Origin of the sequence: Streptomyces subrutilus (genome assembly GCF_001746425.1) — a bacterium.
Taxonomy (GTDB): domain Bacteria; phylum Actinomycetota; class Actinomycetes; order Streptomycetales; family Streptomycetaceae; genus Streptomyces; species Streptomyces subrutilus_A.
This window is the reverse complement of sequence record NZ_MEHK01000001.1, coordinates 2,694,024-2,718,069: the sequence shown is the minus strand read 5'-3', so window position 1 is coordinate 2,718,069 and position 24,046 is coordinate 2,694,024. Positions and strand designations below refer to the sequence as shown.

General features: G+C 71.3%; 21 protein-coding genes and 2 tRNA genes. 19 read left to right on the top strand and 4 right to left on the bottom strand.

What is annotated here, in order from left to right; genetic code table 11:
* Positions 1–162: 162 nt before the first annotated feature.
* Both BGK67_RS13280 and BGK67_RS13275 read left to right on the top strand, forming a co-directional pair.
* Positions 163–648 carry a ribose-5-phosphate isomerase gene (locus BGK67_RS13280; protein ID WP_069920286.1) on the top strand — a complete coding sequence of 162 codons (486 nt, stop codon included), beginning with the start codon at positions 163–165 and terminating at the stop codon, positions 646–648.
* A gap of 67 nt (positions 649–715) precedes the next feature.
* Complete coding sequence (locus BGK67_RS13275) at positions 716–1,522, top strand: Fpg/Nei family DNA glycosylase (protein WP_069920285.1); 807 nt, start codon at positions 716–718, stop codon at positions 1,520–1,522.
* A gap of 123 nt (positions 1,523–1,645) precedes the next feature.
* On the opposite strand, the gene BGK67_RS13270 is transcribed toward BGK67_RS13275, so the two are convergent.
* The gene (locus tag BGK67_RS13270; protein ID WP_079154158.1) at positions 1,646–2,881 is read right to left on the bottom strand and encodes a GNAT family N-acetyltransferase; all 1,236 of its coding nucleotides are present in this window, start codon (positions 2,879–2,881) and stop codon (positions 1,646–1,648) included.
* 117 nt (positions 2,882–2,998) lie between these two features.
* Here BGK67_RS13270 and BGK67_RS13265 point away from each other — a divergent pair, with 117 nt between their 5' ends.
* The 4 genes from BGK67_RS13265 (at position 2,999) to BGK67_RS13250 (ending at position 7,169) form a co-directional block, all read left to right on the top strand.
* A complete protein-coding gene (locus BGK67_RS13265; protein ID WP_069920284.1) occupies positions 2,999–4,141 on the top strand; it encodes a PP2C family protein-serine/threonine phosphatase in 1,143 nt (380 codons plus the stop codon).
* An 838-nt stretch (positions 4,142–4,979) separates the two neighbouring features.
* Positions 4,980–6,377, top strand: a complete 1,398-nt coding sequence (locus tag BGK67_RS13260; RefSeq protein WP_069920283.1) for a pyridoxal phosphate-dependent decarboxylase family protein — start codon at positions 4,980–4,982, stop codon at positions 6,375–6,377.
* Positions 6,374–6,823, top strand: coding sequence for an HD domain-containing protein (locus BGK67_RS13255; RefSeq protein ID WP_069920282.1), 450 nt, complete (start codon positions 6,374–6,376; stop codon positions 6,821–6,823). Before BGK67_RS13260 ends, BGK67_RS13255 begins: the two co-directional genes overlap by 4 nt.
* 151 nt (positions 6,824–6,974) lie before the next feature.
* Positions 6,975–7,169: a hypothetical protein gene (locus tag BGK67_RS13250; RefSeq protein ID WP_031145493.1), complete on the top strand. Its 195-nt coding sequence runs from the start codon at positions 6,975–6,977 to the stop codon at positions 7,167–7,169.
* A gap of 101 nt (positions 7,170–7,270) precedes the next feature.
* Here BGK67_RS13250 and BGK67_RS13245 read toward each other — a convergent pair.
* Positions 7,271–7,341: transfer RNA gene (locus BGK67_RS13245), tRNA-Gly, on the bottom strand.
* A 187-nt stretch (positions 7,342–7,528) separates the two neighbouring features.
* Between BGK67_RS13245 and BGK67_RS13240 the strand changes: the two genes are divergently transcribed.
* The 5 genes from BGK67_RS13240 to clpX all read left to right on the top strand — a co-directional run bounded on the left by BGK67_RS13240 (position 7,529) and on the right by clpX (position 12,226).
* A tRNA-Pro gene (locus tag BGK67_RS13240) sits at positions 7,529–7,605 on the top strand.
* A gap of 186 nt (positions 7,606–7,791) precedes the next feature.
* The gene (tig, locus tag BGK67_RS13235) at positions 7,792–9,174 is read left to right on the top strand and encodes a trigger factor (RefSeq protein ID WP_069920281.1); all 1,383 of its coding nucleotides are present in this window, start codon (positions 7,792–7,794) and stop codon (positions 9,172–9,174) included.
* Between the two features lie 275 nt (positions 9,175–9,449).
* Positions 9,450–10,067, top strand: a complete 618-nt coding sequence (locus BGK67_RS13230) for an ATP-dependent Clp protease proteolytic subunit (RefSeq protein WP_069920280.1) — start codon at positions 9,450–9,452, stop codon at positions 10,065–10,067.
* A gap of 53 nt (positions 10,068–10,120) precedes the next feature.
* On the top strand, positions 10,121–10,786 hold the full coding sequence (locus BGK67_RS13225) for an ATP-dependent Clp protease proteolytic subunit (RefSeq protein WP_069920279.1): 666 nt from the start codon (positions 10,121–10,123) through the stop codon (positions 10,784–10,786).
* Between the two features lie 153 nt (positions 10,787–10,939).
* Positions 10,940–12,226, top strand: coding sequence for an ATP-dependent Clp protease ATP-binding subunit ClpX (gene clpX, locus BGK67_RS13220; protein ID WP_030649983.1), 1,287 nt, complete (start codon positions 10,940–10,942; stop codon positions 12,224–12,226).
* Between the two features lie 69 nt (positions 12,227–12,295).
* On the opposite strand, the gene BGK67_RS13215 is transcribed toward clpX, so the two are convergent.
* Positions 12,296–13,207, bottom strand: coding sequence for a hypothetical protein (locus BGK67_RS13215; protein WP_069920278.1), 912 nt, complete (start codon positions 13,205–13,207; stop codon positions 12,296–12,298).
* A 127-nt stretch (positions 13,208–13,334) separates the two neighbouring features.
* Here BGK67_RS13215 and BGK67_RS13210 point away from each other — a divergent pair, with 127 nt between their 5' ends.
* Both BGK67_RS13210 and BGK67_RS13205 read left to right on the top strand, forming a co-directional pair.
* Positions 13,335–15,959: a valine--tRNA ligase gene (locus BGK67_RS13210; protein ID WP_069923829.1), complete on the top strand. Its 2,625-nt coding sequence runs from the start codon at positions 13,335–13,337 to the stop codon at positions 15,957–15,959.
* Between the two features lie 233 nt (positions 15,960–16,192).
* A complete protein-coding gene (locus tag BGK67_RS13205; RefSeq protein ID WP_069923828.1) occupies positions 16,193–17,347 on the top strand; it encodes a sensor histidine kinase in 1,155 nt (384 codons plus the stop codon).
* Between the two features lie 22 nt (positions 17,348–17,369).
* Here the strand turns inward: BGK67_RS13205 and BGK67_RS13200 are convergent, their stop codons facing one another.
* The gene (locus BGK67_RS13200; protein WP_069920277.1) at positions 17,370–18,419 is read right to left on the bottom strand and encodes a rod shape-determining protein; all 1,050 of its coding nucleotides are present in this window, start codon (positions 18,417–18,419) and stop codon (positions 17,370–17,372) included.
* A 117-nt stretch (positions 18,420–18,536) separates the two neighbouring features.
* Between BGK67_RS13200 and folC the strand changes: the two genes are divergently transcribed.
* The 6 genes from folC (at position 18,537) to mreD (ending at position 24,043) form a co-directional block, all read left to right on the top strand.
* The gene (folC, locus tag BGK67_RS13195; RefSeq protein ID WP_069920276.1) at positions 18,537–20,090 is read left to right on the top strand and encodes a bifunctional tetrahydrofolate synthase/dihydrofolate synthase; all 1,554 of its coding nucleotides are present in this window, start codon (positions 18,537–18,539) and stop codon (positions 20,088–20,090) included.
* A gap of 2 nt (positions 20,091–20,092) precedes the next feature.
* On the top strand, positions 20,093–20,461 hold the full coding sequence (locus BGK67_RS13190) for a DUF4233 domain-containing protein (protein WP_069920275.1): 369 nt from the start codon (positions 20,093–20,095) through the stop codon (positions 20,459–20,461).
* A 64-nt stretch (positions 20,462–20,525) separates the two neighbouring features.
* Entirely contained in the window at positions 20,526–20,936 is a 411-nt protein-coding gene (gene ndk / locus BGK67_RS13185; RefSeq protein WP_069920274.1) for a nucleoside-diphosphate kinase, read from the top strand.
* A gap of 288 nt (positions 20,937–21,224) precedes the next feature.
* Entirely contained in the window at positions 21,225–22,244 is a 1,020-nt protein-coding gene (locus BGK67_RS13180) for a rod shape-determining protein (protein WP_069923827.1), read from the top strand.
* A 133-nt stretch (positions 22,245–22,377) separates the two neighbouring features.
* Entirely contained in the window at positions 22,378–23,325 is a 948-nt protein-coding gene (mreC, locus tag BGK67_RS13175; protein WP_069920273.1) for a rod shape-determining protein MreC, read from the top strand.
* A 13-nt stretch (positions 23,326–23,338) separates the two neighbouring features.
* On the top strand, positions 23,339–24,043 hold the full coding sequence (gene mreD, locus BGK67_RS13170) for a rod shape-determining protein MreD (protein ID WP_069920272.1): 705 nt from the start codon (positions 23,339–23,341) through the stop codon (positions 24,041–24,043).
* Positions 24,044–24,046 lie beyond the last annotated feature (3 nt).

Here is a 24,046-nt window from a genome sequence, read left to right as displayed (position 1 = left end):
AGGACGGAAGGCCTCAATCCGGATCGTTGCGAAGGGGCGAACGTCCCGGACCTTGGACCTGCCGTGTCCCATCTGCGTTCTTTGGGTTTACTTGAGGTTGAGAAGTGACTTACGCGACACCCGGTTGCGGGCCGCCGGCGCCCCTCGTGCCACACTCGGACCATGCGCGTGTACCTCGGATCCGACCATGCAGGCTTTGAGCTCAAGAACCACCTGGTGGACTGGCTCAAGAACAACGGCCACGAGCCCGTCGACTGTGGGCCCCACATCTACGACGCGGTGGACGACTACCCGCCGTTCTGCCTCCGCGCCGCGGAGAAGACCGCCGCGGACGCCGACAGCCTCGGCATCGTGATCGGCGGCTCCGGCAACGGCGAGCAGATCGCCGCCAACAAGGTCAAGGGCGTCCGCGCCATCCTCGCCTGGAGCGTGGAGACCGCGAAGCTCGGCCGCGAGCACAACAACGCCAACGTGATCTCCGTCGGCGGCCGGATGCACACGCAGGAAGAGGCCGTCGCCTTCGTCGAGGCCTTCCTGGCGACCCCGTACTCCGACGAGGAGCGCCACACGCGCCGCATCGAGATGCTTTCCGCGTACGAGCGGACCGGCGAGCTGCCCCCGATCCCGGCCCACCACCCGCAGGGCTGATTCCGCTTCAGGCCGCGCCCTCCCCCGCGGGGACGGCGCGGCCGTTTTCCTTCCCAGGAGGTTCGCCGTGCCCGAGGGGCATACGATCCACCGCCTCGCCCGGGACCACACCGAGCGGTTCGCCGCCCGCCCGGTCCGCGTCAGCAGCCCCCAGGGCCGCTTCGCGCAGAGCGCGGCCCTCCTCGACGGGCGCGAGCTGGCGGGCGCCGAGGCGCACGGCAAGCACCTCTTCCTCGAGCTGGGCGACGCCTGGATCCACATCCACCTCGGCCTGTTCGGCAAGCTCGGCTTCGGCCCCGCCCCGGCCCCGCCCGCGGCCGAGACGGTCCGGCTGCGGCTGCTGAACGAGGACCACTACGCCGACCTGCGCGGACCCACCGCCTGCGCGCTGATCGGCGAGGGCGAGAAGAAGGCGGTCCACGAGCGGCTCGGCCCCGACCCGCTGCGGGCCGGCGACGACCCCGACCGGGCCTGGAAGCGGATATCCCGCTCCCGCACCACCGTCGCCGCCCTGCTCATGGACCAGAAGGTCGTCGCGGGCATCGGCAACGTCTACCGGGCCGAGGTCCTCTTCCGGCACGGCATCGACCCGTACCGGCTGGGCAAGGACCTCACCCGCGCCGAGTGGGACGCCATGTGGGCCGACCTGGCCGTGCTGATGCGCGAGGGCGTACGGAACAACCGCATCGACACCGTCCGCGACGAGCACCTGCCCGAGGCGATGGGCAGGCCGCCGCGGGTCGACGACCACGGCGGCGAGGTGTACGTCTACCGCCGGGCGAACCTGCCCTGCCACATCTGCGGCAGCGAGATCCGCACCGCCGGCCTCGCCGCCCGCAACCTCTTCTGGTGCCCCGGCTGCCAGACCCGCTAGCGGTCCCCTGCGGAGCTCGCCGGGCAGCGCGGGCCCGGCAGCATCCGAAAGACCGCGGGCCCGGCAGCATCCGAAAGACCGCCCGGTTCCCGGCGGGGTCGACGCGCCCCGCCGGGCAGCCGGTCAGAAGCCGTGCGGCAGCCAGGGGGCGACGTCCCCGGCGAAGGCACGCGAAGCCCGCACCACGGCGCCCGGGCGCAGCTCGCGGACGAGACCGGCCGCCGCCAGCGAGGTCAGCGCGGTCCCGCCCAGGTACGCCGAACCCAGCTCCCGCACCGACAGCTCCAGGTCCGCGGGCTCCGCGGTCCGCGTGCAGACGGCCGAGCCCGCCCCGTCGGCCACCAGCCGCCACCGCCCCTCGTTCCACGGGCAGAACGCGTCCTCGACCTCCAGCACCACGTCCAGCGGGGCCGCGTACGTCCGCGCGGTGAGCGCCGCCGCCACGTCCACCAGCCGTACGTGGAGCGAGTCGCGCAGGCTCGGCTTCGACCGCCGCACGTCGCTGACCAGGTGCAGCACCGGATCGTCGACCGGCCGCCGGCCCGCCCGCACCGTCCAGGTCAGGTCGATCCCGAACAGGTAGCGCCACAGCGCCGCCGTCGCCGCCGGGTCGAGCGCGTCGAGGTCCACGACCTCGACCCTGCCCTCCGAGCCGGAGTGGTCCCACTCGGGCTTGACCCGGTAGCGGGCGTAGCCGGCGATCTCGCCGTCCGGGCCCTCGGCCAGCACGCACTGGAGCGGGGAGGCGCCGTCCCGGCCCTCCGGGGGATCCGAGACCACGTACCGGTCCCAGCCCGGCCGGCGGGCCGGCATGCCGGGCCGCCGGGCGACCAGCTCCGCGTACACCCGCTCGCAGTCGGGCAGCGCCTTCTCCGGGTCGGCGAGCCGCACGGCCACCTCGTCCGTGCCCGGAGGCACGGAGAGCCGGACGCGGGTCGTGTCGATCTCCACCGCCATCGCGTACGCCGCCGTGCCGTAGCCGAAGCGCCCGTAGATCGCCGGATCCGAGGCCGTCAGCACCGCGAGCGGCTCACCGGCCGTCCGTACGTCGTCCAGCAGCCGCCGCATCATCGAGCGGAGCACCCCGCGCCGCCGGTGCGTGGGGGAGACGCCCACCATCGTGACCCCGGCCGCGGGCACCAGCGCCCCGCCCGGGACCGAGAGGCGGAAGGTGAAGGCCGAGGCGGAGCCGACGCACTGCTCGCCGTCCCAGACACCGAGGGAGCGGTCGGGTTCGGTCAAGGACCGGTAGAGCTCCCGGCCCTGTGCGAGTTCGGGCACCCCGCCGAACGCCAGTTCCAGCTGACCGAACCAGACATCCCACTCATCCCGCTGCAACACACGCATCTCAAGGGCCATAAGGCCATCCCTATCAGGGCATTCGGTCCCGGTCGAAGAGTTTTCCGGCCCTGCGGGACCCCGGGACCAGGGGTACCCCTGCGCATCCACAGCCGGGATGGATAAGGTCCCGAAGCAATGGCCGGAGCACGCGTGGACACCGTCATGGCCCGGATGCGCATGCTGTCGCACCGGGCCCGCACCACCCTGCGCAAATCCGCCGTCGACTACTTCCGCGGGGACGCCTCCGACTGGCTCGCCTTCGCCGGACTGCTCCTCACCATCCCCGCCATCGCCTGCGGCACGATGATGCTGCCGGTCTGGTTCTCGCCCTCGGCGCTCGTCCTGCCGATCGTGGCGGGCGGGCTGCTGCTGCGCCCCGCCAGCCTCCTCGCCCTGTACGCCGCCTCCGCCGCCGCGCTGATCGTCGAGGCCCTCGTCCTCGGCCCCTACACCCAGGGCCCCGCCCGCGTCACCCCCGGCACCGTGCTCGTGGTCGCGGCCTGCGGGTTCTTCGGGCTGGTCATCGCCCAGTTCCGCAGCCGCGTCGGCGTGCCCTGGCGGCGCGGCGGCACCATGCTCTTCGACCTGCGCGAGCGGATCCGCGTCCAGAGCAAACTGCCCGGCCTGCCGCGCGGCTGGCACCGCGAGATGGCCCTGCGCCCCGCCGGCGGCCAGTCCTTCTCCGGCGACTTCGTCGTCGCGGCCCGCACCAACGGCGGCCGCACCCTGGAGATCGTCCTGACCGACGTCTCCGGCAAGGGCATGGAGGCCGGCTCCCGCGCCCTCCTCCTCTCGGGCGCGTTCGGCGGCCTGCTCGGGGCGCTGCCCCCGCACGGCTTCCTGCCCGCCGCCAACGGCTACCTGCTCCGCCAGGACTGGGACGAGGGCTTCGCCACCTCCATCCACCTCGTCCTGGACCTGGAGACCGGCGACTACGAACTCCTCTCCGCCGGCCACCTCCCCGCCCTCCAGCTGTGCGCGGGCACCGGCCGCTGGGAGGAGAAGACCGGCGAGGGCCCGCTCCTCGGGGTCTACGACGGCGCCGAGTTCACCCCGGCCCGGGGCAACCTCCGGCGCGGCGACGTCCTGATGCTCTTCACCGACGGCCTGGTCGAGACGGCCGACCGCGAGATCAGCGAGGGCATCGACCGCCTCACCGGTGAGGCCGACCGCTACGTGGCCTCGGGCTGGGACGGCGCGGCCTGGCACCTGATCGAAAAGGTCGCGAAGGACGTCAACGACGACAGAGCCCTCCTCCTGATCCGCCGCTCCCCATAGCCCGCCCCGCCCGCCCTGCGGGGCCCCGGCCGCACCGCGGGCCCCCGGCCGGGGCCGCCGGCCCGCCGGCCCTGCGGAAGCCTCGGCGGTTCCGCGTGGACCTCGGCCCGGGCCGCCGGCTCGGCGTGACCCCCAGGCCCGGCCCGCCGGCCCCGCGTAACCCCCCGGCCCGGGCCGCCCGGACAGCCCGCCGGGGCCCGGGGCCCGGGTGACCACGGTCGGCCCGCCGAGCCTCGGGGCACCCGCCGTCCCGCCGACTCCCGGCGCCGGGCCCTCCGCCGTCCCGCCGGGCCCCACCCCCTGGCCGAGGCCCCGCCGTCGGCCAGGGGTGGGGCCTGGACCGGGCCGCCCGGAACGCCCCGCCCGGCCCCGGGCCCCCACCACCGGCCGGGGGCAACCAGGTGGGGCGCCTGGCCCGGGCTACGGGCGGGCCGCTGAGCCGTCGGGCGTACCCCGCGAGGGGCTCCGGGCTCGGGCTCCACCCCGGCCGGGGTGGCCGCGGCCCGCTGGGTCCGGGGCCGGGGCCGAAGTGACCACGGACCCCCGGACCCGGCCGGCGGCCCCCGGCGGCCCGCCGGGCTCCGGAGCCGCATCCCAGGCGGGTCGCCGGGAGTATCCGGCCGGCCAGGCAATCGGGAGGCCGTCCGCAGCTCGTAGGGGACGGCCTCGGCCGAGCGGATACGGGGCCGCGCCCCACCCGCGGCCCGCCGCGCCCACCCGCGGCCCGCAGAGGCTCGGCCCCGTCAGGAAGGACGGCCGCGCGGCCCCGGCGCCGGCACCGGCCACCTCGTGCCGATTGGCACGCCCCGGCACCCGCGGCGGCGCCTACCGTGCCCCCATGGACCGCACGCTCGCCGCAGACCTCGCCCGCCTCCCCCAACTCCTCGACGCCACCCGCCGGGCCGCGGGCGACGCCCTCGCATCCCTGGACGCGCGGCCCGTCGTACCGCCCGCCGGAAAGCCGGCGGCGGACGGCGAGCCCGAGAGCCTCCCGGAGCGCGGCGACGGCACCGAGGCCGCCCTCGCCGCCTTCCGGGAGCGCTGGGAGCCGCGGCTGTCCGCCTCGGCGGGCCCCCGCTACCTCGGCTTCGTCACCGGCGGAGCCACCCCCGCCGCCCTCGCCGGGGACTGGCTCACCGCCGCCCACGACCAGAACTCCAACTCCGCCCTCGACGGCGCCGGCCAGGACCTCGAACGCGAGACCGTCGGCTGGCTCCGCGCGCTCTTCCACCTCTCGCCCGACCACTCCGGCACCTTCGTCAGCGGCGCCACCATGTCCAACACCACCGGACTCGCCATCGCCCGCGAATGGCTCGGCGAACGCCTCGGCGTCTCCCCGGCCGAGGACGGCGCCGCGGCCCTCGGCCCCGTACGGGTGCTCTCCGGAGCCCCGCACTCCTCCATCGCCAAGGCCCTCGCCGTCCTCGGCCTCGGGCGCGGCAGCCTCGTCAAGGTCCCGACCCTGCCCGGCCGCGAGGCCGTGGACCCCGGCGCCCTGGACCGGGCCCTCGCCGACACCCCCGGACCGGCCGTCGTCGTCGCCAACGCCGGCACCGTCAACACGGTCGACTTCGACGACCTCCAGGCCGTCGCTGCCCTCAAGCGGCGCCACGACTTCTGGCTGCACACCGACGCCGCCTTCGGCGCCTTCGCCGCCCTCTCCCCGGACCACGCCCACCTCACCGCCGGCCTCGACGCCTCCGACTCCCTCTGCGTCGACCTGCACAAGTGGCTCAACGTCCCCTACGACAGCGCCGTCCAGTTCACCCGCCGGCGCGACCTCCAAGCCCGGGTCTTCCAGAACTCCGCCGCCTACCTCGGCCCCCTCGCGGACCACCCCGACCTGGTCCACCTCACCCCGGAGAACTCCCACCGGCTGCGCGCGCTCGCCGCCTGGTTCACGCTCCGCGCCTACGGCCGCGAGGGCCACCGGGAGATCGTCGAGCGCGACATCGCCTGCGCCCGCGCGCTGGGCGAGCTGCTCTCCGCGGACCCCGCCTTCACCCTGCTGGCCCCGGTCCGCCTCAACGTCGTCTGCTTCACCCTCGCCGCCGACCCCACCCCGGCCCGGCTCACCGCCCTGCGCGAGGCCGCGGCCGCCGAGGTGTTCGTCACCCCGACCGTCCACGAGGGAACCGCAGCCCTGCGCGCCGCGTTCTCCAACTGGCGTACCACGCAAGCGGATGTACACCGGGCCGCACAGGCCCTCCGGACAGCGGCACGGGAGATCGCATGACGAGCAGCCCCCTGACCCTCGTCGAGGTCGAGGCCCTGGCCCGCGCCGCGCACGAGGGCCAGACCGACAAGGCCGGCCGGCCCTACGCCGAGCACCTCGCGGCCGTGGCCGAGGGCGTCCGCCTGCGCGGCGGCAGCCCGGACCAGCAGGCGGCGGCCTGGCTGCACGACGCGATCGAGGACGAGGCCCTCAGCCTCACCTGGCTGGACTCCGCCGCCCTCCCGCAGCCCGTCAAGGACATGGTCCTGGCCGTCACCAAGCGCCCCGGCGAGCCGGTCGAGCAGTACGCGGCCCGGATCCTCGCCACCCCGGGCGCCCTGCTGGTCAAGGAGGCCGACCTCGCGCACAACGCCGATCCCGCACGCCTCTGCGTACTGGACGGCCCCACGCGCGAACGCCTGTCCGCCAAGTACGCATATATCCGCTCCCTCCTCGGCCTCACCTGACCCCGCCTCCGGACCGGCCGGCGGAAACGGAAGGATGGCGATTCGTCACGGGACGGATAGCCGGGGCCCGTTGGTGGGAGGATGGACCGTGTGGGTGTGCGTGGCCGCACGCCCCGGGCCGACCAGGGGACGACCGAAGGTGTGATCAGTTGTGGCCATTTCGCTGTCAGTGGTGGTTCTGTTGGGGGTCATCCTGGTGGTGCTGATCCGCGGCAACCACATCAAGGCGGGCCCCGCCATCGTCGCGGCCCTCTTCGGCTTCTTCCTGGCGTCCAGCTCGATCGCGGACGACGTGAACCGTTTCCTCAACTCCCTGGCGACCATGATCGCCAACATCAAACTCTGACCCGCCCAACCGGCCGCCCGCCGACGCCTGTTGGCGGAACCGGAGACGACTCAGGGCCAGGTCGGAGGAAACGCCCTCCGACCTGGCCCTGAGTGCTTCTGAGCGGGTGACGGGAATCGAACCCGCGTAGCTAGTTTGGAAGACTAGTGCTCTACCATTGAGCTACACCCGCAGCATGCGCCACCGGCCCGGGGGCCTCGGCACGGACAGCATCCTAGCGGGTCGCGCCGGGGGAGTGCACACCGCATTCGAGCGCGCCGCGAGGGTCGGCCGGGGAGGTCGCCCGGGATGCCCGGGGGAAACTCCGAAACCCAGCGCATCGGACGGTCTCCGGGCATGTACCCTACGTGTCGCACCGACGGGGTGTGGCGCAGCTTGGTAGCGCGTCCGCTTTGGGAGCGGAAGGTCGTCGGTTCGAATCCGGCCACCCCGACCACCAGCAGTGTCTCCTTCGAGTCATCGGGGGCCACCACAAGATCGCGTTGTGGGCTGATTGCCGCTTGCGGTTACTATGCAAGCTGCGTGCCCGTGTGTCTGATGTACCGGGCCGAAGTCCGCTGAACCGCTGAATCACAGCGTGACGGCAGAATCCCCAGCAGTCAGCCACCAAGGAGACCGAACCGTGAAGAGCGCCGTGGAGACCCTGAACCCGACTCGGGTTCGGCTCACTGTTGAGGTGCCCTTCGAGGAGCTCAAGGACAGCCTCGACGCGGCGTACAAGAAGATCAACCAGCAGGTCACGGTGAAGGGCTTCCGCAAGGGCAAGATCCCGGCCCGCGTCATCGACCAGCGCTTCGGCCGCGGTGCGGTGCTGGAGGAGGCCGTCAACGACGCCCTCCCGAAGTTCTACACCGAGGCGGTCAACGAGGCCGACCTGAACCCGCTGGGCCAGCCCGAGGTCGACATCACGGAGCTGAAGGACGGCGAGCTGCTGGCCTTCACCGCCGAGGTCGACGTGCGCCCCGAGATCGAGATCCCGGACTACTCCGGCATCGAGGTCGAGGTCGACGCCATCGAGGTCTCCGACGAGGACGTCGAGAAGTCCGTCGAGCAGCTGCGCGGCCGCTTCGCGTCCACCAAGGACGTCGAGCGCGCCGCCGCCGAGGGTGACGTCGTCACCATCGACCTCGAGGCCAAGGTCGACGGCGAGGTGCTGGAGGACGGCGTCGCCTCCGACGTGTCCTACACCATCGGCTCGGGTGAGCTCCTCGAGGGCATCGACGAGGCCGTCAAGGGCCTCGAGGCCGGTGGCGAGGCCACCTTCACCTCGCAGCTGAAGGGCGGCTCCGCCGAGGGCAAGGACGCCGAGGTCACCGTCAAGGTCACCAAGGTCTCCGCCCGTGAGCTGCCGGAGCTGGACGACGAGTTCGCCCAGATGGCGAGCGAGTTCGACACGCTCGACGAGCTGAAGGCCGACAGCCGCAAGCGCCTCGAGAACCAGAAGCAGTACGACCAGGCCACGCAGGCCCAGGAGCGCGTCCTGGAGAAGCTGCTGGAGCTCGTCGAGGTCCCGATCCCCGAGAAGCTCCTCGCGGACGAGGTCCAGACCCGCAAGCACAACCTCGAGCACCACCAGCTCGGCCAGATGGGCCTGACCATCGAGAAGTACCTCGAGTTCCAGGGCAAGACGGTCGAGGAGTTCGACGCCGAGACCTCCGAGCAGGCGGTCAAGGGCATCAAGACCCAGTTCGTCCTCGACGCGCTGGTCAACAAGGAGAAGCTGGGCGTCAACCAGGAGGAGCTCACCGAGCACCTCATGCGCCGCGCCGCCTCCTCCGGCATGTCCCCCGACCAGTTCGCCCAGGCCGTCGTCGAGGGCGGCCAGGTCCCGATGCTGGTCGGCGAGGTCGCCCGCGGCAAGGCCCTCGCGGTCGTCGTCGAGGCCGCCAAGGTCGTCGACACCAAGGGCGAGGTCATCGACCTCTCCGATGAGGACGAGGACGAGGCCGCCGAGACGGTCGAGGCCGACGCCGACGCCGAGGCCAAGGCCGACGAGGCCAAGTAGCACCCCGGGCGAAGCCCACTGAGCAGTGCCCCGAAGGGCCCGGACGCCGGCGCGTCCGGGCCCTTCCGCACTCCCCCCGGAAAGGCTCGGGACCTTGCGCTCCGAGCGAACAGTTCGGGAAGCGGGATGGCGTTGTCCTACCTGCGCGTTAGGGTCCATGAATACGAGGGCACGGGAGTAACCGGATGTCGGCGGACTCGTCCGCACGGCAGGGCCGCGCCCCAGAACGAGACGCTGAGACGGCACATGGCCGTCGGAGACGAGCAGGTGGATACGTGACGAATCTGATGCCTTACGCCGCGGGTGAGCCGTCCATCGGTGGCGGCCTCGGCGACCATGTCTACAACCGGCTGCTCGGCGAGCGCATCATCTTCCTCGGGCAGCAGGTCGACGACGAGATCGCCAACAAGATCACGGCGCAGCTCCTCCTCCTCGCGGCCGAGCCCGAGAAGGACATCTACCTGTACATCAACAGCCCCGGTGGCTCGGTGACGGCGGGCATGGCGGTGTACGACACCATGCAGTACATCCCGAACGACGTCGTCACCATCGGCATGGGCATGGCCGCCTCCATGGGCCAGTTCCTGCTCACCGGCGGCGCCAAGGGCAAGCGCTTCGCCCTGCCGAACACCGACATCCTGATGCACCAGGGCTCCGCCGGCATCGGCGGCACCGCGTCGGACATCAAGATCCAGGCCCAGTACCTGCTGCGCACCAAGCAGCGCATGGCCGAGATCACCGCGTTCCACTCGGGCCAGACCGTCGAGGCGATCATCCGCGACGGCGACCGCGACCGCTGGTTCACCGCCGTGGAGGCCAAGGAGTACGGCCTCATCGACGAGATCATCTCGGCCGCGTCCAACGTGCCGGGCGGCGGCGGCACCGGGGCCTGATCCCGGGCCATCGCCAGCACCGAGCAGCCGACAGCCCGCAGAACGCCACCAGGATGGTGAACACCCAGATGCAGAACAACTTCTCCGCGAGCGGCCTCTACTCCGGCCCGCAGGTGGACAACCGCTACGTCATCCCGCGCTTCGTCGAGCGCACCTCGCAGGGCGTGCGCGAGTACGACCCGTACGCGAAGCTGTTCGAGGAGCGCGTGATCTTCCTCGGCGTGCAGATCGACGACGCGTCCGCCAACGACGTCATGGCGCAGCTGCTGTGCCTGGAGTCGATGGACCCGGACCGCGACATCTCGATCTACATCAACAGCCCCGGCGGCTCCTTCACCGCGCTGACGGCGATCTACGACACGATGCAGTTCGTGAAGCCGGACATCCAGACGGTCTGCATGGGCCAGGCGGCTTCCGCCGCCGCGGTCCTGCTCGCCGCCGGCACCCCCGGCAAGCGCATGGCCCTGCCGAACGCCCGCGTGCTGATCCACCAGCCCTCCGGCGGCACCGGCCGCGAGCAGCTCTCCGACCTGGAGATCGCGGCCAACGAGATCCTGCGCATGCGCGACCAGCTGGAGACCATGCTGGCCAAGCACTCGACGACGCCGATCGAGAAGATCCGCGACGACATCGAGCGCGACAAGATCCTCACGGCCGAGGACGCTCTCGCGTACGGCCTGATCGACCAGATCATCTCCACCCGCAAGAGTTCGCACTGACCCTTGCCGCCAGTTGGCGTGGACGCGCCGCCGCATTCGGCGATGTGAACCACGTCAAGGGGGCCCCGCACGGGGCCCCCGGCAAGGTACCGTCGGATATGAGGCACCAGGAGCGCTGAACCAGGCGTCTCCCAGGCGAAGGGGAAGCACCTCGTGGCACGCATCGGTGACGGCGGCGACCTGCTCAAGTGCTCGTTCTGCGGAAAGAGCCAGAAGCAGGTGAAGAAGCTCATCGCAGGACCCGGTGTGTACATCTGCGACGAGTGCATCGACCTCTGCAACGAGATCATCGAAGAGGAGCTCGCGGAGACCTCCGAGGTCCGGTGGGAGGAACTCCCCAAGCCCCGTGAGATCTACGAGTTCCTGGAGAGCTACGTCGTCGGCCAGGAGCCGGCGAAGAAGGCGCTCTCCGTCGCGGTGTACAACCACTACAAGCGGGTCCAGGCCGGCGAGAACGGCGGCGCGCAGGGCCGCGAGGACGCGATCGAGCTCGCGAAGTCGAACATCCTGCTGCTGGGCCCCACCGGCTCCGGCAAGACCCTCCTCGCCCAGACGCTCGCGCGCATGCTGAACGTGCCGTTCGCCATCGCCGACGCGACGGCGCTGACGGAGGCCGGGTACGTCGGCGAGGACGTCGAGAACATCCTGCTCAAGCTGATCCAGGCCGCGGACTACGACGTCAAGAAGGCCGAGACCGGGATCATCTACATCGACGAGATCGACAAGGTCGCCCGCAAGAGCGAGAACCCGTCGATCACGCGCGACGTGAGCGGCGAGGGCGTCCAGCAGGCCCTGCTGAAGATCCTGGAAGGCACCACCGCCTCGGTCCCGCCCCAGGGCGGCCGCAAGCACCCGCACCAGGAGTTCATCCAGATCGACACGACGAACGTGCTCTTCATCGTGGGCGGCGCCTTCGCCGGCCTGGAGAAGATCATCGAGTCGCGTGCGGGCGCCAAGGGCATCGGCTTCGGGGCGACGATCCGCTCGAAGCGCGAGATCGAGGCGAGCGACCAGTTCCAGGAGGTCATGCCGGAGGACCTGGTGAAGTTCGGGATGATCCCCGAGTTCATCGGCCGCCTCCCCGTCCTGACCTCCGTGCACAACCTGGACCGCGAGGCCCTGCTCCAGATCCTCATCGAGCCGCGCAACGCCCTGGTGAAGCAGTACCAGCGCCTGTTCGAACTCGACGGTGTGGAACTGGACTTCGAGCGGGAGGCTCTCGAAGCCATCGCCGACCAGGCGATCCTCCGCCAGACGGGCGCGCGCGGCCTGCGCGCCATCATGGAGGAGGTCCTGATGTCGGTGATGTACGAGGTCCCGTCCCGCAAGGACGTGGCCCGCGTGGTCATCACGGCGGACGTGGTCCGCTCCAACGTCAACCCGACGCTGGTCCCGCGCATCGTCCCCAAGGACCAGGGGCCGCACGAGAAGTCGGCGTAGCCGCAGGCTCACACCATGCAGAAGGGGCGCCCCCCGTCGGGGGCGCCCCTTCTGCTGTGTGCCGGACCGCTACTTCTTGACGCGGGCCGTGTTGTAGAGCTTCGCGGCGAGTTCCGCGGCCTGCTCCTGGGTGTAGCCCGGCTTGCCGGCGAGGATGGACGCCAGGTCCGAGGCGCTGACCATGCTCAGGGTGCTGTAGTCAGCCCAGACACAGAACGGGAGCGTGGCCTCCTTGGGCCCCTTGGTGCTGGTGTCCTTCGAGGTGAACTTGATGTCCTGGCACTTCATCACGGCGCCCTTGAAGTTGGCCGGGGACATCTCCTTGGGGCTGCCGACGAGCTGTACCTCGCTCTTGCCGTCCTTCGCGGCTTCCATCCGGGCCTTGGCGAAGTACCCGTCCACCGCCTTCTCCGGGTCGGCGATCTCGCCGTAGACCCCCGAGAAGTTGAGCCCCTTGGCCGACAGGGGATTCTTCGGGTCGCCCGCCTGGTAGTTCATGCCCACCTGTGTCGGGTTCTTGATGCCCGCCGCCTCGGCTTCCTTCTTGTCCTTGTCGGTGAATTCCTTGTCCTTGTACTTCGGGTCCTTCTTGAAGTCGTCCACCGACTCCGGGGCCACCAGCTTGTAGCCCTTGGTGTCGGCCGAGATGGCGCCGCCCGCGCCGCCGCCCAGGAAGTACCAGCCGCCGCCCGCGACCACCGCGACCGCGACGACGACGCCGATGACCACGCCGGCCTTGGACTTCTTCGGCGGCTGCTGCGGGGGCATCCCGCCGTACGGGGGCTGCTGCGGGTAGCCGTAGCCCGGCTGCTGCTGGGGCTGCTGGGGGTAGCCCTGCGGCGGGACGCCCGGCTGCTGCGGGTAGCCGTAGCCGGGCTGGGGTGCGGGCTGGCCGTAGGGGCCCGGCGGCGGGGGCTGCTGCCCGTACGGCCCGGGCTGCTGCGGCTGCTGTCCGTACGGTCCCGGCTGGTTGTAGCTCATTCCGCGTCCCCCTGTGAGGTTTGCTTATCCGTTTCACACATCCTGTCGGAAGCCGGGAGCGGACAGGGCGCCGGGCCCCCCGATCACCGGTTTCATGACTTGACTGTGACGGCCCTAAACTGTGCCCGTGACCGAGAACACGCAGACACCCAGCAGCCCCGACCCCGAACTGCCGACCCAGTACGCGCCGGCCGAGGTAGAGGGGAAGCTCTACGAGCGCTGGGTGGAGCGTGGGTACTTCACCGCCGATCCCGCGAGCGAGAAGCCCGCGTACACCATCGTCATCCCGCCGCCGAACGTCACCGGCTCCCTGCACCTGGGGCACGCCTTCCAGCACACGCTCATGGACGCCCTGACCCGCCGCAAGCGGATGCAGGGCTACGAGTCGCTGTGGCTGCCCGGCATGGACCACGCCGGCATCGCCACCCAGAACAAGGTCGAGCAGCAGCTCGCCGAGGAGGGCAAGTCCCGCCACGACCTGGGCCGCGAGGAGTTCGTCGAGCGGGTCTGGCAGTGGAAGGAAGAGTACGGCGGCAAGATCCTCGGCCAGATGCGGCGGCTGGGTGACGGAGTCGACTGGAGCCGTGAGCGGTTCACCATGGACGAGGGCCTGTCCAAGGCCGTCCAGACGATCTTCAAGAAGCTCTTCGACGACGGGCTCATCTACCGCGCCGAGCGCATCATCAACTGGTGCCCCCGCTGTCTGACGGCCATCTCCGACATCGAGGTGGAGTACCAGGAGGACGCGGGCGAGCTCGTCTCGATCACGTACGGCGAGGGCGAGGACACCCTGGTCGTCGCGACGACCCGGGCCGAGACGATGCTCGGTGACACGGCCGTCGCCGTCCACCCGGACGACGAGCGGTACGCGCACCTCGTCGGCAAGCAGATCAAGCTGCCGCTGACCGACCGGACCATCCCGGTCGTCGCGGACACGCACGTCGACCCGGAGTTCGGCACCGGCGCCGTCAAGGTGACCCCGGCGCACGACCCGAACGACTTCGCCATCGGGCAGCGCCACGGCCTGCCCAATATGACGATCATGGACGAGCACGGCGTCATCACCGTCCACGGCCCCTTCCTCGGCCTGGACCGCTACGAGGCGCGTTCCGCGGTCGTCGGCGCCCTGCGCGAGCAGGGCCGCATCGTCGCCGAGAAGCGCCCCTACCTGCACTCCGTCGGGCACTGCTCGCGCTGCCGCACCACCGTCGAGCCGCGCCTGTCCCTGCAGTGGTGGGTCAAGGTCGAGACGCTCGCCAAGGCCGCCGGCGACGCGGTCCGTGACGGCCGGGTCTCGATCCACCCCGAAGAGATGTCGAAGCGCTACTTCGACTGGGTCGACAACCTCAACGACTGGTGCATCTCGCGCCAGTTGTGGTGGGGCCACCGCATCCCGGTCTGGTACGGCCCCGAGGGCGAGGTCGTCTGCGTCGGACCGGACGACGAGGCGCCGACGGGCGAGGGCTGGGTCCAGGACACCGACGTCCTCGACACCTGGTTCTCGTCCGGCCTGTGGCCCTTCTCGACGCTCGGCTGGCCGGAGAAGACCCCGGACCTGGAGAAGTTCTACTCCACCGACGTCCTGGTCACCGGCCACGACATCATCTTCTTCTGGGTCGCCCGGATGATGATGTTCGGCCTGTACGCCATGGACGGCGAGCCGCCCTTCAAGACGATCGCGCTGACCGGCCTGGTCCGCGACGAGCGCGGCAAGAAGATGTCGAAGTCCTTCGGCAACGTGGTCGACCCGCTGGACTGGATGGACAAGTACGGCTCCGACGCCGTCCGCTTCACCCTGGCCAAGGGCGCCAACCCCGGCACCGACGTCCCGATCGGCGAGGACTGGGTCCAGGCCTCGCGCAACTTCGCCAACAAGATCTGGAACGCCACGCGCTTCGCGCTGATGAACGGCGCGACGATCGAGGGCGAGCTGCCGCCGGTCGAGCGGATGTCGGCGACCGACCGCTGGATCCTGTCCCGCCTGAACAAGACCGTCGCACAGGTGGACGCGTACTACGAGGACTTCCAGTTCTCGAAGCTCAGCGAGGCCCTCTACCACTTCGCGTGGGACGAGGTCTTCGACTGGTACGTCGAGCTGTCGAAGACGACCTTCTTCGCGGGCGGCGAAGGGGCGAAGGTCTCCGGCCGGGTCCTCGGGGAGGTCCTCGACACGACCCTGCGCCTGCTGCACCCGGTGGTCCCCTTCGTCACCGAGACACTGTGGACCACGCTCACGGGCGGGGAGTCCCTCGTCGTCGCCGACTGGCCTCGGGACAGCGGCTTCCGCGACGAGGCCGCCGAGGCCGAGATCGAGAACCTGCAGGCGGTCGTCACCGAGGTCCGCCGGTTCCGTGCCGACCAGGGCCTGCAGCCGGGCCAGAAGGTCCCGGCCCGCCTGGACCTCGGCGGTACGGCGCTGGCCGCGCACGAGGGTGCCATCCGCCAGCTGCTGCGCCTCCAGCCGGAGGGTGACTCCTTCAGCGCCACCGCGACCCTCCCGGTCGCCGGCGCCACCGTCGCGCTCGACCTGTCGGGCACCATCGACGTGGCCGCCGAGCGCAAGCGGCTGAGCAAGGACCTGGCCGCCGCCGAGAAGGAGAAGCAGCAGGCCGAGGGCAAGCTCGGGAACGAGGCCTTCCTGGCCAAGGCTCCCGACAACGTCGTGGACAAGATCAAGGGCCGCCTCGCGAAGGCCGAGGCCGACATCGCCCGGATCCAGGCCCAGCTGGACGGTCTCCCCGCCGCCCAGTAGTCCGCCCGAGCAGTACGAGGAAGGCCCCCACGCCGTCGGTCGACGCGGGGGCCTTCCTCCGTATGGCTTCCCCGCGCGGGGGCCGGCGTCACAGCACGCGAGCGCCGGACTCCACCCGGGTGACGCGGGACGCCGTCGTCCGGGACCTCCGGCCTGTCCGAAGTGCCCTATATCACGCGTTGTTGCGTCCGCGCGGATCCCGCTCCGGGGGACCACCACGGATGATGGAGGGCATGCACGTCAAGCCCGCCGCCGCCTCGGCGCTCCACCGGGTCGTGGCCTCGGGCCGCCGGCTCACCGAGAGCTGGGCCGGCTCCCCGCGGGCGCTGGACGTGCTGACCGCGCTCAGCTGCCTCGCTCTGATGGCGCTGGACATCCCCGGCCTCGCCGCCGCCGACAACTCCCTCAACGGGCCGCTGGCCGCCGTCGTGCTCGCCGTCGGCTGTTCGAGCCTGCTGGTGCGGCGCCGGATGCCCTGGGTCTCCTATCTGGCCGCGCTGCTGTTCCTCGGCTGGCTGCACGAGCTGACGCTGGTCCAGTTCGCCCTCTACTCGGTCGGCCGCTACCGGGGGCGCCGGGCCGGGATCCTCGCCACCCTCGGATACGTGGCCTTCGCGCTGGCCCTGTTCTACGGCGTGCCCGAGTGGCCCGCGGCCCGGGCCGAGACCTTCAGCGGCCTGCTCGGCGTGGTCGTGCCCATCGGGGTGCTCGCCTCGGCCGTGGGCATCGCCGCGTACCGGCACGACCTGGTGTCGGAGCTGACGGCGCGGCGGGCCGAGTCCGCGGTGCTGCAGGCGGTGCAGCAGGAGCGCACCTCGGTCGCCCGGGACGTCCACGACTTCGTCGGGCGGGAGCTGACGCTGCTGACGGTGCGCTCCGAGGTGCTGTCGTCGAGGGCCCGCGAGACGGCGTACGCCAAGGACTTCGAGGAGCTGGCCGACACCGCGCGCCGGGCCCACCTGGTGCTGAACGAGATCATCGTGCAGCGCGGGGAGCGGGCCGCGACCCCGGGGGTGGAGGGGCTGGCCGCGCTGGCGGAGGAGAGCGGGCGGGCCGGTTCCCCCGTACGGCTCGTCATGGACCCGGCGGTGCACGCGCTGTCGCCGCTGCGGCAGGCGGCGGTCTACCGGGTGGTGCAGGAGTGCCTGACCAACGCGGCCAAGCACGCCCACGGCGAGACCATCGACGTGTCGATCGAGGTGGAGGGGCCCCTGCTGCGCATCGCCGTCAGCAACGCGCTGCCGGCCCGGACCCCGGGCCGGGCCCCCGTCTCGGCGGGTTCGGGCACGGCGAGCATGGGCGAGCGCGTGCGCAGCCTGGGCGGAGAGCTGACGGCGACGCGCACGGAGGGCTCGTACGAGGTCGTCGCCAGCCTGCCGCGCGGCTAGAACGCCGTCCCTTCCCCGGGTGTCAGCCCTTGGCCGGGGCCAGCAGGCCGCCCAGGGTGTCCAGGTCCTCGACGCACCGGCCCGAGCCGAGGGCCACACAGTCCAGGGGGTTGTCGGCGACGAAGACCGGGATGCCGGTCGCGGAGGCCATCCGCAGGTCCAAGCCGGGGAGCAGCGCGCCGCCGCCCGTCAGCACGATGCCGTGTTCCATCACGTCGCCGGAGAGTTCGGGCGGGCACTCCTCCAGGGTGGTGCGGACGGCGGCGATGATCGCCTCGACGGGTTCGTCCAGGGCGGCGCGTACGGCCGGGGCGGTCAGCTCCAGGGTCTTGGGCATGCCGCCGACCTTCTCGCGGCCGCGCACGGTGAAGGTGCGGGTCTCCAGCTCCGGCCGGTCCGGGACGGGCCAGGCCGATCCGATGCCGACCTTGACGTCCTCGGCGGTGCGCTCGCCGATGAGCAGCGCGTGCTCCTTGCGGACGTAGTCGATGATCGCCGCGTCCAGCCGGTCCCCGCCGACGCGCAGGGACTGGGCGGTGACGATGCCGCCGAGCGAGATGACGGCGACCTCGCAGGTGCCGCCGCCGATGTCCACGACCATGGATCCGCGCGGCTCGGCCACCGGGAGCCCGGCGCCGATCGCCGCCGCCATGGGCTCCTCGATGAGGTGGACGACCTTGGCCCCGGCGCGGGTGGAGGCGTGGACGATGGCCCGGCGCTCGACCGGGGTGACCCCGGAGGGTACGCAGATCACCATGCGGGTGCGGGTCCGCCGGCCGGGGACCGCCTTGCGCACGAAGTGCCGGATCATCTCCTCGGCGGCCTCGTAGTCGCAGATCACCCCGTCCCTGAGGGGGCGGATGGCGGTGATGGAGCCGGGGGTGCGGCCGATGGTCTCCTTGGCCTCCGTCCCGACGGCCAGCGCGGTGGTGGTGCCCGCTTTCACGGCGACCACGGACGGCTCATTGAGCACGATTCCGTGGCCCCGTGCGTAGACCAGGGTGTTCGCGGTCCCCAGGTCTATCCCTATGTCGCGGCTGGATGCTGTCTTGTTGCTGCTGGCCTGCGGCATTTGTTCCCCAATCTCCTGCCCGCAAGGCTTGCATAACGATCTGGTCGCCCCGTCGGCCGAAAGTCCCGAAACGCCCGGGCCGAAGGTCCCGCCGGTCCTCGTCCGTAGACTGGCTCCGTGAGTGAGCAGCAGCCCGAGAGCCACGACCGCGACCCCGAGATCGATTTCGGCGGGCCCGGCGAAATCGACGAGTTCGACCAGATCGTGGCGGAAGAGTCCGACCGCGACCCCGACCTGGCGGTGATCGAGGCCGGCAGCCGTACCCTGCGGGCCCAGGCCGGACCGCCCCAGGGCGACCCCGTGCCCGCCCGGCCCGCAGACCCGGAGGTCGCCAACGCGCTGCTGGAGGTGGAGCGGGAGCTGTCCACGCGCTGGGGCGAGACCAAGCTGGAGCCGTCGGTGACGCGGATCGCCGCGCTGATGGACCTCCTGGGCGAGCCGCAGCGCGCGTACCCCTCCATCCACGTCACCGGCACGAACGGCAAGACCAGCACCGCCCGCATGATCGAGGCCCTGCTGAACGCCTTCGAGCTGCGCACCGGCCGCTACACCAGCCCGCACGTGTCGTCGGTCACCGAGCGGATCAGCCTCGACGGGGCGCCGATCTCCGCGGAGCGGTTCGTAGAGACGTACCACGACATCAAGCCGTACGTGGAGATGGTCGACGCCGCCGAGGAGTACCGGCTGTCGTTCTTCGAGGTGCTCACCGGGATGGCGTACGCGGCCTTCGCGGACGCCCCGGTGGACGCGGCCGTGGTCGAGGTCGGCATGGGCGGCACCTGGGACGCGACCAACGTCATCGACGGCTCGGTCGCCGTGGTCACCCCGATCAGCCTGGACCACACGGACCGGCTCGGCGGCACGCCCGGCGAGATCGCCCAGGAGAAGGGCGGCGTCATCAAGCAGGGCGCGACCGTGATCCTGGCGCAGCAGCCGGTGGACGCGGCGCAGGTGCTGCTGAAGAAGGCCGTCGAGGTCGACGCGACGGTGGCTCGTGAGGGCATGGAGTTCGGCGTGGTCTCGCGCGAGGTCGCGGTCGGCGGGCAGCAGCTGACGCTGCGCGGGGTCGGCGGGGAGTACGACGGCATCTTCCTGCCGCTGTACGGGGCGCACATGGCGCGCAACGCGGCGGTGGCGCTGGCCGCGGTCGAGGCGTTCTTCGGGGTCGGGACCGGCGGGCAGGAGCACGCGCGGGTGCTGGACGAGGACACCGTGCGCAAGGCCTTCGCGTCGGTGACCTCGCCGGGCCGCATGGAGGTCGTGCGGCGCAGCCCGACGGTGGTGCTGGACGCGGCGCACAACCCGGCGGGGGCGGCGGTCACCGCGGAGGCGGTCACCGAGTCCTTCGGGTTCAGCCGGTTGATCGGCGTCGTGGCGGCGAGCGAGGGCAAGGACGTCCGCGGGGTGCTCGAGGCCTTCGAGCCGATCTTCGCGGAGGTGGTGGTGACGGAGAACTCCAGCCACCGCTCGCTGGGCGCGGACGAGCTGGCGGCCGTCGCGGTCGAGGTGTTCGGCCAGGACCGGGTGCAGGTGGAGCCGCGGCTGGACGACGCCCTGGAGGCGGCGATCACCCTGGCGGAGGAAGAGGCCGAGTACGGAGGGGCCGGAGTCCTGGTGACCGGTTCCGTGATCACGGTGGGCGAGGCCCGCCTGCTGCTGAAGAGGGGCTGAGGATGCGCACGCTGTGTGCGAGCACGCTGATCGGCGAGTTCTTCGTGATCGGGTTCGCGGGCCTGGTGGCCATGAAGAACCCCGACCTGACCCCGACCGCGGTGTGGACGGTGTGCGGGGTCACGATGCTGCTCTCGGTGCTGCTGTGCGGGATGCTCTCGCGCCCCGGGGCGGTCCAGCTGGGCTGGGCCCTGCAGCTCGGCCTGATCGCGAGCGGGTTCGTCGTCCCGACGATGTTCTTCCTCGGCGCGGTGTTCGCGGGGCTGTGGTGGTGCTCGGTGCACTACGGCCGCAAGATCGACACGATCAAGGCCCGCTGGGCGGCCACGGCGGAGGCGCCGGCGGCCCCCGGGGCGCCTGACGCTGCGTGACAGGTCGTCCGAACGGCCCTGTAGATTCGTCCCACCGCACCCGTATGCCGCAAGGAGCCGCAACATGACCCAGCGCACCCTCGTCCTGCTGAAGCCCGACGCCGTCCGTCGCGGTCTGGTGGGCGAGATCATCGGCCGTATCGAGCGGAAGGCCGGCTGGACCATCCCCGCGCTGGAGCTGCGCACGCTGGACCAGGAGACGCTCGAGGCGCACTACGGCGAGCACAAGGGCAAGCCGTTCTACGAGCCCCTGATGGGCTTCATGGCCGGCGGCCCGGTCGTGGCCCTGGTCGTCGAAGGGGAACGCGCGATCGAGGGGGTCCGCCGGCTGGCCGGACCCACCGACCCGATCGCCGCGGCGCCGGGCTCCATCCGGGGGGATTTCGGCACGATCGTCCGGGAGAACCTGATTCACGCCTCGGACTCCGAGGAATCCGCGGAGCGCGAGCTGAAGCTCTTCTTCCCGGCGCTCTGATCCTGACGTGACATCAGCCAAATAGCGCTCATGACCTGGGGCGACCGAAGTAATTTCGGTCGCCCTTCGGTATTTCCCGGCAAGAGCGGGAACGCCTGGGCAGAACACGTCGTCACCACTGAGGGGGCGGGTATCCATTCCGGCGGGATTGCCGGAGTCCCGTCGCGCGGTGTCCGTACTCGCGGCACTACGATGGGGCCTCCACCCACACACCCACCTCGCCGACCTGACAGCAGCCGCTATCAACTGGAAGGCCAGACGCTCCTCATGGGGAACAAGGGGAACAACATGTCGTTCATCGGCCGTGACATGGCGATCGACCTCGGGACCGCCAACACGCTGGTGTACGTGAGGGGCCGGGGGATCGTCCTGAACGAGCCGTCCGTGGTCGCCATCAACACGAACACCGGCGGCATTCTGGCGGTCGGCTCCGAGGCGAAGAAGATGATCGGGCGCACGCCCGGCAACATCGTCGCCGTAAGGCCCCTCAAGGACGGCGTCATCGCCGACTTCGAGATCACCGAGCGTATGCTCCGGTACTTCATCCTCAAGATCCACAAACGCCGCTACCTGGCCCGCCCGCGCGTCGTGGTGTGCGTGCCCTCCGGCATCACCGGAGTGGAGCGACGCGCCGTCATCGAGGCGTCCACGCAGGCCGGCGCCCGCCAGGTGCACATCATCGAAGAGCCCATGGCCGCCGCCATCGGCGCGGGCCTGCCCGTCCACGAGGCCACCGGCAACATGGTCGTGGACATCGGCGGCGGCACCACCGAGGTCGCCGTCATCTCCCTCGGCGGAATCGTCACGGCACAGTCCATCCGGGTGGCCGGCGACGAGCTCGACAACGCGATCATCCAGCACATCAAGAAGGAGTACTCGCTCCTCCTCGGCGAGCGCACCGCCGAGCAGATCAAGATCACGATCGGGTCGGCGTACGACCTCGACAAGGACGAGCACACCGAGATCCGCGGCCGCGACCTGGTCTCCGGGCTGCCCAAGACGGTCGTCATCTCGGCCGCCGAGGTCCGCAAGGCCATCGAGGAGCCGGTCAACGCCATCGTCGACGCCGTCAAGACCACCCTCGACAAGTGCCCGCCGGAGCTCTCCGGCGACATCATGGACCGCGGCATCGTCCTGACCGGCGGCGGAGCGCTGCTGCGCGGCCTCGACGAGCGGCTGCGGCGCGAGACCGGCATGCCCATCCACATCGCGGAAGACCCGCTCGACTCCGTCGCGCTCGGCTCCGGCAAGTGCGTCGAGGAGTTCGAGGCCCTGCAGCAGGTCCTGGACGCGCAGCCCCGTCGCTGACCCACACCCCTCCGCGCCGGAGGGACCATGCGGAACACAAGGATCCGCCGTACGGGTGCTACCGGGCCCGTGCGGCGGATCGTTGATATACAGGCAAAACAACATTCCGACGAGGAAGGCACGGCCGCCGCACGTGAGGGACACACGAGAAAGCCGGCTGCTCCTGGTGCTTCTGATCGCCATCGCGTTCGCATTGATCACGGTGGACATCAGGGCAGGCGAGGAGTCGCCGGTCGACGGTGCCCGGCAGGCCGCCGCAGCGGTCTTCGGCCCGGTCGAGGAGGGCGTGGCCACCGCCGTGGACCCGGTCGCCAACGCCATAGGGGCCGTACGGGACTCCGGCGAGCGCCACAACCGGATCGCCGTGCTGGAGCGCGAGAACGCGGCGCTGAAGGCCAAGCTCGGCAGCGACGAGCAGACCCGCAGCCGCATCCACGAGCTGGACGAGATGCTCAAGCGGGCCGGCGCCGGGCAGTACGGCATCAAGGGCGCCGAGGTCATCGCCATAGGAGCGGCCCAGGGCTTCTCCTGGACCGTCACCATCGACGCCGGCAGCAAGGACGGAATCGAGCGCGACATGACCGTCCTCAACGGGGACGGGCTCGTCGGCCGGGTCACCACCGTCGGCCCCGACACCGCCACCGTCGTCCTCGCCAACGACCCCGACTTCACCGTCGGCACCCGGCTGGAGAAGACCGGCGAACTCGGCTTCGCCACAGGCCAGGGCGACCGCGCCCTGTCCGTCCAGATGCTCAACGGCAAGGCCAAGATCGGCCCCGGAGACCGCCTCGTCACCTTCGGCTCGCACGGCAACAAGCCCTTCGTGCCCGGCGTGCCGATCGGCGAGGTCGTCAAGGTCGACGCCGCCCGCGGCGACCTCACCCGCACCGTCTGGGTGCGGCCGTTCGTCGGCTTCTCCCGCCTGGACATCGTCGGCGTCGTGGTGATGCCGCCGCGCGAGGACCCGCGCGACGCCGTCCTGCCGCCCAAGCCCGAGGCCCCCAAGCCCATCCCGACGGTCACCGTCACGGTCACCCCGTCCGCGACCGCCGGCGCGCCCAGCAAGCCGGCCGACGAGTAGGAGCAGACCGACCATGCGCTTCAACCGGATCCTGCTCTCGGCCACGCTGGTCGTGGTCGCCCTCGTCGTGCAGGTCACCGTCCTGGGCCGGCTCCAACTGCCCGGCGCCGTACCCGACCTGCTGCTGCTCACCGTCGTCGCCCTCGCACTCGTGTACGGGCACGTCAGCGGCGCCCTCATCGGCTTCTCCGCCGGCCTGCTCGCCGACCTGGCACCCCCCGCCGACCACGCCGCCGGACGGTACGCACTCGTCCTGTGCGTCATCGGCTACCTGGCCGGGCTGGCGCGCCCCGACAACGGACGGTTCCGCTCCGCCTGGGGCCCCATGCTCACCGTCGTCGCCGCGGCGATCGGCTCCACCCTGCTGTACGCGGGCGTGGGCGCCCTCGTCGGCGACACCGCCGCCCGCCACGTGGGCCTGACCGGGCTGCTGTTCACCGCCACCCTCTACGACCTGCTGCTCGCGCCCTTCACCGTGCCGTTCATCATGGCGCTGGCCCGGCGGGCCGAGAACGACCCGATGGCCGTCGAGGCCGGCGGCGGACCGCCGCAGGGCAAGGACGTGTCCTCCGGCTGGCTGGCCGGCGGCACCGGCCTGCGCATCGGCAGCCAGCGCGGCGGCCTGCGGCTCAAGACCGCCCGCGTCCGCGCCAACAAGGCCGTCCGCATAAAGGGCGTCAAGGGCGTCAAGGGCGTGAAGAGCGTCAAAAAGCTGTGAGGG